The 13,772-nt window shown below is 52.3% G+C and carries 11 protein-coding genes; 5 read left to right on the top strand and 6 right to left on the bottom strand.

Annotated features, from left to right (window positions below; all coding sequences use genetic code 11):
• Positions 1–2 precede the first annotated feature (2 nt).
• From E6C74_RS18010 to E6C74_RS17990, 5 genes are read right to left on the bottom strand one after another with little or no spacing between them, the layout of a single operon-like run.
• Complete coding sequence (locus E6C74_RS18010; protein ID WP_136487437.1) at positions 3–1,976, bottom strand: VWA domain-containing protein; 1,974 nt, start codon at positions 1,974–1,976, stop codon at positions 3–5.
• On the bottom strand, positions 1,969–2,937 hold the full coding sequence (locus E6C74_RS18005) for a VWA domain-containing protein (RefSeq protein WP_136487436.1): 969 nt from the start codon (positions 2,935–2,937) through the stop codon (positions 1,969–1,971). Before E6C74_RS18005 ends, E6C74_RS18010 begins: the two co-directional genes overlap by 8 nt.
• Entirely contained in the window at positions 2,924–3,409 is a 486-nt protein-coding gene (locus E6C74_RS18000) for a DUF4381 domain-containing protein (protein ID WP_136487435.1), read from the bottom strand. Before E6C74_RS18000 ends, E6C74_RS18005 begins: the two co-directional genes overlap by 14 nt.
• Positions 3,410–3,418: 9 nt before the next feature.
• Positions 3,419–4,345 (bottom strand): DUF58 domain-containing protein, encoded by a 927-nt coding sequence (locus E6C74_RS17995; protein ID WP_136487434.1) that lies wholly within the window; start codon positions 4,343–4,345, stop codon positions 3,419–3,421.
• A 9-nt stretch (positions 4,346–4,354) separates the two neighbouring features.
• Positions 4,355–5,311 carry a MoxR family ATPase gene (locus E6C74_RS17990; protein ID WP_136487433.1) on the bottom strand — a complete coding sequence of 319 codons (957 nt, stop codon included), beginning with the start codon at positions 5,309–5,311 and terminating at the stop codon, positions 4,355–4,357.
• 483 nt (positions 5,312–5,794) lie between these two features.
• On the opposite strand from E6C74_RS17990, the gene E6C74_RS17985 reads away from it, so the two are divergent.
• Together E6C74_RS17985 and E6C74_RS17980 are read left to right on the top strand one after the other, a co-directional pair.
• Positions 5,795–7,714: a methyl-accepting chemotaxis protein gene (locus tag E6C74_RS17985; RefSeq protein ID WP_136487432.1), complete on the top strand. Its 1,920-nt coding sequence runs from the start codon at positions 5,795–5,797 to the stop codon at positions 7,712–7,714.
• A gap of 62 nt (positions 7,715–7,776) precedes the next feature.
• Positions 7,777–7,977, top strand: a complete 201-nt coding sequence (locus tag E6C74_RS17980; protein WP_136487431.1) for a restriction endonuclease subunit S — start codon at positions 7,777–7,779, stop codon at positions 7,975–7,977.
• A 266-nt stretch (positions 7,978–8,243) separates the two neighbouring features.
• Here the strand turns inward: E6C74_RS17980 and E6C74_RS17975 are convergent, their stop codons facing one another.
• Positions 8,244–8,897 carry a DsbA family oxidoreductase gene (locus E6C74_RS17975; protein WP_136487430.1) on the bottom strand — a complete coding sequence of 218 codons (654 nt, stop codon included), beginning with the start codon at positions 8,895–8,897 and terminating at the stop codon, positions 8,244–8,246.
• A 251-nt stretch (positions 8,898–9,148) separates the two neighbouring features.
• On the opposite strand from E6C74_RS17975, the gene E6C74_RS17970 reads away from it, so the two are divergent.
• The 3 genes from E6C74_RS17970 (at position 9,149) to pepT (ending at position 13,427) form a co-directional block, all read left to right on the top strand.
• Complete coding sequence (locus E6C74_RS17970; RefSeq protein WP_136487429.1) at positions 9,149–10,513, top strand: alpha-amylase family glycosyl hydrolase; 1,365 nt, start codon at positions 9,149–9,151, stop codon at positions 10,511–10,513.
• A gap of 291 nt (positions 10,514–10,804) precedes the next feature.
• Positions 10,805–11,824 (top strand): DUF4382 domain-containing protein, encoded by a 1,020-nt coding sequence (locus E6C74_RS17965; protein WP_136487428.1) that lies wholly within the window; start codon positions 10,805–10,807, stop codon positions 11,822–11,824.
• A 370-nt stretch (positions 11,825–12,194) separates the two neighbouring features.
• Positions 12,195–13,427: a peptidase T gene (pepT, locus tag E6C74_RS17960; RefSeq protein WP_136487427.1), complete on the top strand. Its 1,233-nt coding sequence runs from the start codon at positions 12,195–12,197 to the stop codon at positions 13,425–13,427.
• The last annotated feature ends 345 nt before the right edge of the window (positions 13,428–13,772 follow it).

Genomic DNA, 13,772 nt, shown 5'->3' with positions numbered 1-13,772 from the left:
GATCACCACTTCTTACCTTGAGTTTGTGGAGGCTCTCTGTCTTGTGCCTGAAAATAAAGTTGGGCGCGCAATAGCTGGCTGGGATCGCGGGCGCTTTCGACTTGCTCGAGCTTACGTAATTCAGGATCGATCGGCTGCGTGGTGGCCTGGGTTGCAGACGCTGCCCGGTTATCTGAATCGTCCGCTTTTGCCTGACTCGCCTGTGCCTGCTGAGCTTGTGGCCGGGCCGTGGATGGCTGTTCGGCTGACTGCTTAGCGGATGATTGCTTATCGCTCTGTTGCTGACTGGTGGCAGAGCCTGAGTGAGCCTGCTCTTTTTGATCGGTTTGAGCGCCCGGATTGTCTGGTGACGATGTAGGCTGGTTCGGTTTATTTTGCTCTTGGGCAGACGCAGGATTGTTCGACGACGGCTGAGAAGCGGATGTTTGATCAGGTTGCTCAGCGGTGTCGGGGTTCTGTCCGGCGTTTGGCTGCTTATCTGACCCCGAGTGCGATCCTGAGTTTCCTGATGGCGACTTATCGGCGCTGTTGTGCTGATTCGGTTGTGACTTATCCGCGTCAGAGCCAGACTTTGGTTGCTGTTGCTGTTGCTGTTGCTGTTGCTGTTGCTGTTGCTGTTGCTGTTGCTGTTGCTGTTGCTTCAGCGCCTGCTCGACGACCTGCAGGTTATGCTTTGCGTCGCTGTTGTCTGGTTCAGCCTGCAGAACCTGTTGGTAGAGCTGCTTGGCTTTGTCTAACTGACCAGCCTGCGCGTAGGCGTTGGCAAGGTTGTATTGTGCCTGCGGCGAAGGCTGTGCCAGCTGTGACAGAGCATTAATCGCACCTTGGTAGTCTTTGGCCTGATAGCGAGCGATCCCTTGCCATTCGGGGTCTGAGAACTGCTCGGCGGCGGCTGCGAAATCCTTTTGCTGATAGGACTGCATAGCCTGCTGGTCTGCGTTGAGCCAGGGGGATGCCTCGGCACGTTGTGGTGGCATCGTCAGGCCGGTTGAAAGTAACAGTACAAAGATAAAACCACGTCGGAATAACAGTAAAGCCGGGCAAAGCAGCAGCAGGACCAGCCAGTAACCGTTATTGACATGGTCACTCACGGTTTGGCTGTTTTTCTTGCCGGTCAGCGGACGTTCATTTTGCGTGGCCGCCAGCAGGCGTTCGACATCGGAGCCGTCGGCACGGTACGGGGTAAAGATACCGTCCAGCTGCGTAGCCAGCGATTGCATCGTACTAAAGTCGGTTTTCGCGACCACGGTCTGCCCGGCGTCAGTTTTGAGCAGCGAGCCGTCCGGCAGAGTAATCGGTGCGCCGTCACGGGTGCCAAGGCCAAGGATCATCAGCCGGTAGTGAGTCCCCTGCAGCAATGTTTCGATCGCCTGACTTTCCTGATTGTCGAGATCATCAGCCAGGACGATGATATCGCCCCGACGCAGCCCGGCATTGTTGAGCATGGTGATCGCCTGCTCGACTCCGCTGGCGGCATTCGCTCCGGGGTAGGGCATGATTTCCGGCGACAGGCTCGGGATCAGATTCGCTATGGTCGCACTGTCACTGGTCAACGGGCTGACCGTATAGGCATCGCCGCTATATGCGATTAAGGCGGTGCTGCCTTCCTGCCATCCTTTGAGCAGATCCAGCACTTTATAGCGTGCCTGTGCCAGGCGATTGGGTTTGATATCGGTGGCATGCATCGACAACGACATATCCATCACTACCACGCGTGCGTTGCTGGCCGAGTAGCTTGGCCTTGCTTGCTTTTCAAAACTCGGGCCTGCCAGGGCCAGTACAGCGACCAGCCAGCATATGGCAATAAGGGTCAGCGCGCGGCGCTGCTTATTGTCGCCCGATAAGCCGAGAGCGGCCGCCAGATGCGGCGCTATCAGGCTTTGATGACGCGCTCTGCGTGCCAGCCAGCCGAGTAAAAGAGCGAGTGGCACCAGGGCAGTCAGCCACCATGGCGAGAGGAAAATAAAATCAGACATGGTTTCTCCTCACAATAATCACCACCAGAGAAAGCAGCAGCGCCAGCGCGAGCGGATAAGCAAGCCATTCGGTTTGCGGGCGCCAGGTTTGGGTCGCATTGGTGATGGGCTCCAGCTGATTGATGGTGTCGTAGATAGTCTGCAGATCCTGTTGGTTACGGGCGCGGAAATAGCGTCCGCCGGTGGTATCTGCAATCGCTTTGAGCGTCTTTTCGTCCAGATCCTGCGCCGTATTGACCTTACGGCTCATAAAGAAGTCTTTAACCATCATTTCGCCCGCACCCACTCCGACGGTGTAAATCGTGGTGTGGTATTTCTTGGCAATGGTGGCCGCTTCCATCGGATCCATCACTCCGGAGGTGTTACTGCCGTCACTGAGCAAAATCATCACGCGCTGCGGCGCATCGCCGTCAATAAAGGTTTTGGTCGCCAGACCAATCCCTTCACCAATGGCGGTTTTGGTACCGATCAGGCGCAACACGGCGCGGTTCAACTGCTCTGAGATGGTGTTGCGATCCAGTGTTAATGGGGTTTGCAGGTAGGCATGATCTGCAAACAAGATAAGCCCCAGACGGTCACCTTCCCGTTTACGAATGAAGTCCGACAACACCTGCTTGACCGCACTTAAACGATCAATGAACTGGTCACCGGATTTCATATCTTCCTGGCTCATCGAATAAGAGAGGTCGACCACCAGCATCAGATCGCGGTGTTTGGGTGAAGTCGTCACCGGGTCGCCATACCAGACCGGACGGGCTGCCGCGGTGACCAGACAAATCCAGATAGCAACGGCAAGGGCTTTGATCCACCAATGACGAGGTTTAGCGCTGACCGTTTGCGCGGGAAGGTAGGGCAGATGTATCGCCGCTTGTTGTTTTATCGCCGGTGAGAAGCGATAGATCAGCAGCGGCAGGGGCAGCAGAACAAACAGCCACCAGAAAACGAACTCAATGTTTGCCAACGCTCGAAGGTCTCCGTTTTTTTGGTGGCAAAGCGTCCTGAACCCAAACGTAACAGTCCGCAACGAGTGCTTTGGCATCCGCTACAGGTTGTTTCTGGTATAAGGCTTGCTGCCACACGGTTTCATTCGGTACAAACAGCGGACGGCCGAGTTGTTCGTCCAGAAAGTTGTACCACTCTTTGCCCGTCAGATGAGCAATCTGGTCACGCGGAAAATAACAAAGCGCCGCTTGTCTGAGCAGTTCAATCGCCGAAGAGGGCGTATTGCTCAGGTGCGGATTGAGCAGACGTAGCGCGGTTTTTTGCGGCGCGATACGTTTTCGCTTCCAGCGTACCATCAGCAGGGAAAATACAACGACGCATAACAGGCCGGCTGCGAGTGCCCACCATCCCCAGGCTAAAGGCCACCAGGAAGGCTCTGAAGGGAGATGCAGCGCGTTTAATTCAAGCGGCGTCGAAGGTGTTTGCTTCATAGTTTTAAGTTATCCGGACAATTGTTGTAGCAAAGGACGCTCACAGGAGAGTGAACGATAATCTATCGCCAGAGACTGGCAGAGTGATTTTAGTTTTTCTTTTTGAGATTCAAAGGCTTTTTTGATCCCATTCCGGGTACTATTTGCGGAAAAGTTGAGCCAGCGCGTCTGTTGGTGATCGCTGACCCGCTCAACGCCACGAAAAGCGGTGTGGCCCTGCTCCAGCGGGTCAAAAATATGCACCAGGCGCACACGGTTATGGCGGTTGAGTTGACTGAACAGCGGGCGCAATGAATCGTCAAAACGGATAAAGTCGCTGATCATAATGACCTCGCTGCCTTTCGGGCACATCCGGTTGAGAGTTTGCATCGCGCTATGCATGGCAGGGGGAGCGCTTTGGGCCTGGGCCAGCGCGCGTTGCTGGGCGTCAACCAGACTTGCCATTAACTGCAATGGCCCTTTGCGGCGACTGGTCGGCTTGATTTCCAGTTGCTCATGGCCGAGGTCGATGACGGCACCGATACGATCTTTTTGCGCCACCGACAGCCAGCTCAGCAGGCTGGCAAAGTGTGCGGCCTGAACCGATTTGAGCATCAGGCGTGAGCCAAACTGCATCGATGGGCTCAGATCGATATAGAGGATGACCGGCTTTTCCTGCTCTTCGGTGAACAGCTTGGTATGCGGTTTTCCGGTGCGCGCCGTGACCCGCCAGTCGATCGTACGGATGTCGTCGCCCGGTTGATACTGACGCACTTCGGCAAAGTCCATGCCGCGTCCCAGACGGCGGCCCTGGTGCTGGCCGGCCATATGTGACCACAGGCTGCGCGCCGGAGGCAGCCATTTCACCGTTTGTTGCTGGTAGTGCAGCAACTCTTCCAGACACAGGGTCACACCGTTGGCATGTTCGGGTAGCAGATGAGGCTGATGTGTTGCCATGCTGATGTCCTACGCGCTGCCTACCAGAGATAACAGGTGGGCAATCACCTGATTAGGGTGAACGCCTTCGGCCTGGGCCTGATACGTCAGCAGCAGGCGGTGGCGCAGTACCGGAAAGACCATGCTCTGGACATCTTCCGGGCTGACAAAATCCCGGCCCTGTAACCAGGCATGCGCGCGCGCACAGCGATCCAGTGCTATGGTGGCACGCGGGCTGACACCCAGTTCAATCCATTGCGCCAGTTGCGCGTCGTATTGTGCGGGGTTACGGGTCGCCATGACCAGACGAATCAGGTAATGCTCAATCGACTCCGCCATATGAATATTGAGTACTTCCTGGCGGGCAGCGAAAATCTGCTCCTGAGTGATAACCGGTGGCGTTACTTCGGCGGTGCCTTTCGCTTCGCCGCGGTTAAGACGCAGAATCGCCAGTTCATGCTCGGCATCCGGATAGTCGACATCCAGGTGAAGCAGAAAACGGTCCAGTTGCGCTTCCGGCAGCGGATACGTGCCTTCCTGTTCAATCGGGTTTTGCGTCGCCATCACCAGAAACAGTTCCGGCAGGCGGTAGGTCTGGCGTCCGGCGGTGATTTGTTTTTCTGCCATGGCTTCCAACATCGCGGCCTGAACTTTGGCCGGCGCGCGGTTGATTTCATCCGCCAGGATCAGCGAATTGAAAATCGGCCCGGCCTGAAAGGTGAATTCACCGGTTTCAGGACGATAAATATCCGTCCCGGTTAGATCGGCAGGCAGCAGATCGGGCGTGAACTGAATGCGGTGAAAATCGCCTTCAATGCAGTCTGCCAGGGATTTTACCGCCCTGGTTTTTGCCAGGCCCGGCGGACCTTCAACCAGGATATGCCCATCAGCCAAGAGTGCGACCAGCAGTTGCTCAACCAGGGATTGCTGACCGATAACCTGTTGATTCAGATAATTCTGTAATGTTTGAAAAGTGTGTGACTGCATGTAACTCAACTCTCCTTCGAGCTTTTAATCTCTGCCTACATTCGGCAGTTAGTACCGGATTTGTAACAAAAAGTTCCAACGATTTTTTGAGTCGCTCTCTAAACGGCCAATTGTTAGACAAATTGGGGCTCAGCTTAAAGGCCAATCATGGGCTGAACCCCCGCTCTTTCTTCACCTCGGTTATGGCAGGGTATCTGAAATCCACTAGACTCAAATTACTTGGCACAAATCTCACTTATGATTCAATTTTGATATATGATTCATTTGTTTTCATAAAAATAAGAGTTGAATCTCAAGTCTTAATCAGATTGGCCGATAATTCATCACGGGTAGTGTGTTTACTAAGATCTCGCGTTTTTACCAAGGTCTAGCGTTTTACCAAGGTCCAGTATTTACCAGGGTCCAGTGGCGCCATCAAGGTAATGCTACATAACTAAGGTAATAGCGCGCCCAAGTCAGCTTAAGCCATTTAAGGCGAGGAAAATGTTAAAATTCAATAATATAAAGATTAAACAGAAAGTGGTGTTAGGGATAACCTTTGCCGTACTGGCATCCACCATCATTATGGGGGTTATTGCGCAGCGTCAGTCTCGAGCGGCCTTGCAGCATCAGCTGGTGGATGTTGAGTTACCGACTATGCTGGCACAAATCGGCGAGCAGATTGATCGTGAAGTGAGTACGTTACTGCAAGCGGCGAAACAATTGGCGCAAAATGAGTACATCAAGCAGGCGATCGTCTCAACCGATCGCGAGCCAGGCAGTGAAGCTCGTCTGGTTAAACAGCTCAACAATGTCGTCGGACAGTACCAGCTTAACGATGCATCGGTGGCGAACCGCGACACCGCTTATTACTGGAATCAGAACGGCTTTCTGCGTCAGCTGACCCGTGATCAGGATGGCTGGTTCTTTAACTTTACCTCGTCAGGCCAGGCCACCATGGTTAGCATGTTCCAGGAGCCGTCGACCGGTGAAGTGAAGATGTTCGCCAACTATCAGGACCTTTCCAGCAACAGTTTGTCCGGCCTGTCTAAATCGATGGATGACATGGTAAAGCTGCTCAACAGTTTCCAGATTGAGCAAACCGGCTTTGTGTTCCTGGCGGATGCCAAAGGCAAAGTACAGATTCATCGTCAAAAACAGCAGGCCAATGCCACGCTGCGATCTTTATACGGTGCACAGGCGGATGCATTGCTTAATCAATCCGGTTTTAATCTGATTCATGCTGACTATCAGGGTCAGCCGGTATTCGTTGCCAGCCTGTATATCCCGTCGATGGACTGGTTTGTGGTGGGTAATGTACCGGTTGAGGAAGTGTTTGCTGAACTCGACCAGATGACTCATCGCATGCTGCTGATCACCTTAGGGGTGGCTGCGCTGTTTATTGGCCTGGGTTTTGTGCTCGCCAACAGTATCGTCAATCCGATTCGCCAACTGGCGCAGCGTTTTAGTGAACTCGGCCAGGGGGATGGCGATCTTTCCCAGCGTATCATCGTTGACGGCAATGACGAAATCGCTCAGCTATCTGCCGGTTTTAACGGCTTTATTGATAAGATTCATCACTCGATTAAAGAAGTGGCGTCGACCAGCAGTTCGCTGCAACAAGCCGCGCAGACGGTCTCTGACAAGGCCAGCACGACGCATGATAACAGTCAAATGCAGCGTGATCAGACCATTCAGGTGGTTGCTGCCATCAACCAGATGGGCGCGACGATTGCAGAGATCGCCTCTAACGCTGCGACTGCTGCCGAGACCGCCAGCCAGGCATCGGATAACACCCGGGAAGGACGAGGTGTGGTGGCACGCTCGAAAGATTCCATCAATCGCCTTGCAACCGATATTGAACAGACTGGTCGGGTGGTAGAAGAACTGGCGACGACGACGCAGCAGATCGGCTCGATTCTGGATGTGATTCGTGACGTTTCCGAGCAGACCAATCTGCTGGCGCTGAATGCCGCGATTGAAGCCGCGCGTGCCGGTGAACAGGGACGTGGTTTTGCTGTGGTTGCCGATGAAGTCCGTAACCTGGCCAGTCGCACCGCTTCATCGACAGAGCAGATTCAGAAGATGATCGACAAGCTGCAAAGTGATGCCAAAAATGCAGTAACAGCGATGACGGCAGGCAAAGCATTGACATCGGAAAGTGTCGCTTCTTCCGATGAAGCGGTGCAGGTGCTGGTGGCAATTTCTGAACGGATTAACGATATTTCGGATCGTAATACCCAAGTAGCGACCGCCACCGAAGAGCAGTCGACCGTGGTCTACACCATTAACCAGAATATTGAAGAGATCAACGCGATTAATGAAGTAACCACAGGAACCGCGGAAGAGTTGGCTGCGGCCAGTCGCGATCTGAGTCAATTGTCTGCGCGTCTGGATAAGATGGTGGGCAGTTTTAAGCTCTAGAATCAGAGTGGCGAGTTAGGTACACTCTGGCTCAGTAATTAAAATCTTATTAGGTAAGCACGATGAGCGATTTTGAAAAAGAACTGGAGCTGATGGCTGAGGAAGCGGGCGAAGAACAAGAAGTCCCATTGCCAACGCTGGAAGAGCAAAAAGCGATTGCACAGGAACTGAAACAACTGGAAGCAGACGGCAAACTGACGCCGGAAGTTCTCGAGCAGTATTTCGGTAAATTTTTCTCGAAAAGTGACGCGCCGATTCACTAATTGTTCTGTTGAAACCAACCGTTCTTTCGAGAGCAACAGTTGTGTTGAGACTAACTGTTTTCTTGAGACTAACAGGTCTCTAGAGACAAATAGCTCGCGTACGCTTAAAATCTCGCAGCATGTTTTAAAGGCACCTGAATTCAGGTGCCTTTTTGTTATGTTTACACTATTCGTTTGTGCCAAACCATTCACTTGTGCCAAACCATTCACTTGTGTCAAAGCATTCGTTTAGGGCAAATCATTCGTTTAGGGTAAACCATTGGGCTTTAATGCGTCGACGCTTTGCTGCTGATTTCCTGCAATACGCTAAGCAGATTTTCGGTGGTCTGCGCGCCGGAGATCAGATGACGCTGATCGAGAATGATTGCCGGTACCGCCTGAATTCCGGCCTGCAGCCACTGCTGTTCGGTATTGGCAACCGTCTTTGCCCAGGACTCATCATGCAGGATCTGCCGGCACTGCCCCCTCTCCAGGCCGACCTGCTCAGCCAAGTCCAGCAATACCTCTTCATCATCCATTGCCTGACCACGGGTAAAGTAAGCGTCAAACAGCGCCATTTGCAATTCTGCCTGTTTGTGATGTTGATTCGCCCAAAGTAATAGCTGGTGGGCTTTGCGGGTGTTGTAGATACGCATGTCATCAAAAAATCGGAAAGTGAAACCGACTTCTTGACCTAAGCGCAGCAAAGTGTCCCGTGCCGCGATGCTTGATTGGGTCGATGTGCCGTACTTACGGGCCAGGTGCTCACGCAGATTTTCTCCGCCTTGTGGCAGGGTTGGATTGAGCTCAAAGGGGTGCCAGTGAATCTCCGCCCGGATTTGTCCGGACAGAATAGCCAGCGCCGCCTCCAGGCGCTTATAACCGATAATGCACCAGGGGCAGACAACGTCGGAGACGATATCAATTCGGACAGTGCGCATGTCAGGCTCCAGGTTTGTCTAAATATTGAACAACTAAGTATAGCTTTTGCATGGTTTTCTAACTTGGGAGTGAGTCAAACTTTAACCAAAGGGGAGCAAAATGGATGTCCTACGCCCTGACTCTCAACCGTAAATTATTCTCCAAAGGGGGATTTACCTATGTTTGGTCGATTTATAATCAGCGTCAATGTTAGCAAGCCGCCTTATTTATTTCGTATTCTTCGCTTGCTAAAGTAGAAGGAGTTTGGCTCATGAACAGTGTTCAACCGACCGATGTCATTTTACATGCCTTTGACTGGCCCTACGGTCTGGTCACTCAGCGGGCAGATCTTATTCGCCAGTCTGGCTACAAAGCGGTACTCGTCTCACCTCCGATGAAATCGTATCAAACTAAATCAGGTACGCCCTGGTGGCAGCGCTATCAGCCACAGGATTATCGCCTGATCGATAACCAGTTAGGCAATACCGAAGATTTTACTTTAATGATCAATACACTAAGCTCATTCGGCATCCTGGTGTATATCGATGTGGTCTTTAACCATATGGCCAATGAGTCGAAGCAACGACTCGATCTGCAATACCCGAGCAGCCAGGACATTAAGGCGTATCGAAAAAAACCGCGCTACTACCAGAAACAGCGACTATTCGGCGATCTGTCCGAGCCTTTATTTGAAGAGGATGATTTTGTTGAAGCGTTCGGGATTCTCGACTGGAAGGACAAATGGCAGGTACAGAATGGCCGCATTACTGGCGGGCCGCATGATCAGGGATTACCGACTTTGCGCGACAATCCTCATGTCGTAGAGCAGCAGAGAAACTATCTGCTGGCGATGAAGCAACTCGGGGTGAAGGGGTTTCGGATTGATGCCGCCAAACATATGACCATTGAGCATCTGAAAAAGGTCTGGAGTGAAGATATCACTCATGACGTGCACATTTTTGGGGAAATCATTACCGATGGTGGGGCAACCCATGAAGAATATCGTTTGTTTCTGCAACCCTATCTGGAGGAAACCTCTCTCGGTGCATACGATTTTCCGCTGTTTCAGACCATTTACACTGCGCTGCAGAAGCAAGGCTCCTTAACCGCGCTCATTGATCCTTACTGTTTTGGTGAGGCTCTGTCGAAAGAGCGGGCGATTACGTTTGCCATCACCCATGATATTCCCAACAACGATGTGTTTTCAGACCTGGTGATGTCGCCGCAGCGTGAAGCGCTGGCCTACAGCTACATCCTCGGCCGTGATGGCGGTGTGCCGCTGATTTACGCCGATTTGAATACCAGCGGCTTTTTGCTGGAAGATGACACGCCGCGCTGGGAGCACGCCTGGTGTGATCCAAAAATGGCGGCCAGAATTGCTTTTCACAATCAAATGCATGGGCTGCCAATGGTCCATCTGGAAGCTAACGATGATCTCTTGGTGTTCAGTCGCGGTGAGCGCGGCGTGGTGATCATAAACAAATCAGCCCGCACCCAGAGTATCGACCTGAACTGGCCGCAGGCTCTGCTTGATCTGTTAAGTGGTCAGCAGTTTGAATCTGACGGCGAAAAAGTCACGATAGAAACGCCGGCGATGAGCAGCCGAATGTTGTGTTTAGCCAAGGCGCAGAGTTAGGCCATTAAGCTGAGGCTCTGTTTAAAACAGACGACTGGAACTGTGAGAGAAAAAAATAGCCGCGTCACAGGACGCGGCTGAATCTAAGACAGGGAGGGTTTGCCCCTGTACAGACGGGGCAATACGCCGATTAAACGACGTATTGGGTCGCAGTTTTGACAGAGGCTTGTTAATTTTTTTCATAATGTAAGATGCTTGCCAGAATCTGCCCGGTTTTCATCAATCACATATTGCTTCAACTATAATTGAGATGAATATCAACAAGCGATAAAACAAAGCAATGGGTGTAGCATGAAAACTTTACCTCTTATGGCACTGAGCAGTGCCGCTCTTTTATTGACTGCCTGTGGTGGTGGCGGTGACGATAGTTCGACCCAGACCGCAACGGTCTCTTTTGCCGTGTCTGATGCTCCGGTTGATTATGCCTCGTCAGTGACGATTGGTTTTACTCAGGTTGAGCTGGTGCAGCAGAACGGTGAGTCGATTTTTCTGGATGTTAATCCGGATGATCCAAGTGCAGACTACGAACAAATTGATTTGCTGGATTATCAAGGCGCAAACTCAGCGCTCATCATTACCAATCAAGAAATCCCGGTTGGTACCTATCAGAATCTGATTCTGCATATCAGCAGCGAGTCTAACGTGAACTTTGTCGATGACGCTGATGGCACACAGGATCTGAAACAGCCAAGTAACCGACTGCGTTTAGGCAGCTTTACCGTCAGTAACGAAGCGACTCAGGCATTTACGATTGAGTTTGATCTGCGCTCTTCACTGGTAATGCGCGGTAACAGCGGTAGTCAGAACGGCTATATTCTCAAACCCCATGGCGTCAGCATTCTGAGCAACAGTGATGTGGTCAGTCTGTCAGGTACGGTGGATCAGACGTTGCTGGATGAGGGCGAGACGTGCAGTACGGAAACCAGCAGTTATGTGTACCTGTACCAAGGTCTGGTATCCGGCTCAGAGCTGGGTGATCTGGTTGATGAAAACGATCCAGAGTTCGATGCTACGAATCCGGTACCGGAAGGCGTAGTGACTCCTTATGCCTCGACGGCGCTAGATGAGACGTTAAACTACTCGTTTGGCTTCCTGCCAACTGGTGACTACACCGTCGCCTTCACCTGTAACGGTGCTGGTGATGATTCAATACAGTACGACGGCCAGGATATAGTGCCGCTGCCATCTCCGGCGGACCAGGTGCATGAGGTGACTCTGACCGCAGGTGAAGAGGGCGTGGTGAATTTTGAGTATATCGCACCGGAACCGACGCCGGATCCGGTAGAAGAGACCACTACCACTTCGCTGTAAGCGACGCTGTCAGATACGCCTGCTCTCTGCGGTGGGTAAGCTCTGCGGTGGGTAAGCGCCCAGCCGCGCTGAAGACAACGGCTCCGTCATTTGGCGGGGTCGTTTTGTTTTTTAGCCGGTGAGTTGAGCTTTTTCTTTATATCAAAAAGCGCTTTCCCCATATCAATAGTATGGACTTAATCCACCAAAACCTGATTTATAGCAACTCTTACTCAGACAGAATCCGTACTATGGATTGCAATTGACTGCGTATATACCCATTCGCACGCCAGTGCACCTGGTGCGCCGCATTCTGACTCTATCGGGTATAAGCGCATGGTTCCGGTTGGGCTGCCACTCAACGGTATTTTGACAGACAGTGAGATTCGCTATGGAAAATCTGGTCGGGCGTTTTCTGCGCTATGTGACTTATGACACTCAATCTAAACCAAAAAACCATCACTGCCCGAGTTCCACTGGTCAAAAAGCATTTGCCCTGATGCTGCACGATGAGTTACTGGAACTGGGCTTGAGCGAGGTGACGCTCGATGAGCATGGTTACGTGATGGCCAAGCTGAAATCGAATGTGGATTATGCCGTTCCGGCGATTGGCTTTATCGCCCATATGGATACGGCGCCGGATGCGTCAGGCAAGAACATCAAGCCGCAAATTGTGGAAAATTATCAGGGCGGCGATATTGCCCTCGGGCGCGGCGATGAAGTGTTGTCGCCGATCCACTATCCGGAACTGCATCATTTGCACGGCTTTAACCTCATCACCACAGACGGAAAAACCTTACTCGGTGCGGATGATAAGGCCGGAGTCGCGGAGATCATCACCGCGTTAGCAGTGCTAATTGCTCATCCGGAGATTGAGCACGGTGACATCTGCGTCGCTTTCACCCCGGATGAGGAGATTGGCCGGGGTGCGCACCATTTTGATGTCAAAAAGTTTGGCGCGCAGTGGGCCTATACCGTTGATGGTGGCCCGGTCGGCGAACTGGAGTATGAGAACTTTCATGCTGCGACTGCATCGGTCATTTGTCACGGGGTCTGCGTTCATCCCGGCACGGCGAAAAACAAGCTGGTAAATGCGATGCAGATTGCAGCACGCTTTATCCTGATGATGCCGGAGCAGGAAACGCCGGAGCACACCGACGGCTATGAGGGCTTCTATCACCTTGCCGCGGCCAAAATGGCGGTCGCAAAGTCAGAACTCGATTACCTGTTGCGTGATTTTGAACGCGAAGGGCTGGAGGCTCGTAAGCGGTGCATGCAGGACATCGTGAGTACGCTCAACAGCCAACTGAAAAAAGGCCGGGTGGAGCTTATCATTCACGATTGCTATGCCAACATGAAAGAGAAAATAGCGCCGCATCCGCACATTATTGAACTGGCGCAAGCTGCGATGGAGGAGTGCGGTGTCGAGCCGCTGATCAAGCCGATTCGCGGTGGTACCGATGGCGCGCGTCTCTCCTTTATGGGCCTGCCGTGTCCGAACCTGTTTACCGGCGGTTATAACTTCCACGGGATTCATGAGTTTATTACCATCGAAGGTATGGAGCAGGCGGTTGAAGTGCTGGTTAAGCTGGCCCAGAAAACCGCCCAGCGTTATCAGAGTTAGCTTCCGTTACGAACGGTTATGAGTTACGAACGGTTATGAGCGACAACCGTGTTTAATCCTTCCTCATCAATGGTCTCACGCCGCGCCTTTTTGCCGCGGCGTTTTTATTGGCTGCCGGTCAGTGTCAGCGGCACAAACCGATCTGGTGAGCAAGTGAGCGGCTATGAATAAATATTGAGCATGAAGCTTGCCGTGTTTTGATAAAGTGCATAATTCCGGGTAACCAAGCCGACACTTGTGCGGCCATTGGATATACTCTGGCGAGCTGTCAGTCAGGTTATTGCTCTTAATAATGGACGGGTTGCATAGAGTCACTGCGGCGGGACTTTAGGGTCCGAATCGATT

The sequence above is a fragment of the Vibrio sp. H11 genome, assembly GCF_004804295.1.
Taxonomy (GTDB): domain Bacteria; phylum Pseudomonadota; class Gammaproteobacteria; order Enterobacterales; family Vibrionaceae; genus Vibrio; species Vibrio ostreae.
Note: the sequence above shows the minus strand (reverse complement) of the source record. Positions and strands in the feature narration are given on the sequence as shown.

Excerpts from the sequence above, each read along its gene's own strand:
- E6C74_RS17995 (WP_136487434.1), bottom strand. The coding sequence starts at position 4,345 with ATGGCAACACATCAGCCTCATCTGCTACCCGAACATGCCAACGGTGTG.
- E6C74_RS18000 (WP_136487435.1), bottom strand. The coding sequence starts at position 3,409 with ATGAAGCAAACACCTTCGACGCCGCTTGAATTAAACGCGCTGCATCTC.
- E6C74_RS17990 (WP_136487433.1), bottom strand. The coding sequence starts at position 5,311 with ATGCAGTCACACACTTTTCAAACATTACAGAATTATCTGAATCAACAG.
- E6C74_RS18010 (WP_136487437.1), bottom strand. The coding sequence starts at position 1,976 with ATGTCTGATTTTATTTTCCTCTCGCCATGGTGGCTGACTGCCCTGGTG.
- E6C74_RS17970 (WP_136487429.1), top strand. The coding sequence starts at position 9,149 with ATGAACAGTGTTCAACCGACCGATGTCATTTTACATGCCTTTGACTGG.
- pepT (WP_136487427.1), top strand. The coding sequence starts at position 12,195 with ATGGAAAATCTGGTCGGGCGTTTTCTGCGCTATGTGACTTATGACACT.
- E6C74_RS17980 (WP_136487431.1), top strand. The coding sequence starts at position 7,777 with ATGAGCGATTTTGAAAAAGAACTGGAGCTGATGGCTGAGGAAGCGGGC.
- E6C74_RS17985 (WP_136487432.1), top strand. The coding sequence starts at position 5,795 with ATGTTAAAATTCAATAATATAAAGATTAAACAGAAAGTGGTGTTAGGG.
- E6C74_RS17975 (WP_136487430.1), bottom strand. The coding sequence starts at position 8,897 with ATGCGCACTGTCCGAATTGATATCGTCTCCGACGTTGTCTGCCCCTGG.
- E6C74_RS17965 (WP_136487428.1), top strand. The coding sequence starts at position 10,805 with ATGAAAACTTTACCTCTTATGGCACTGAGCAGTGCCGCTCTTTTATTG.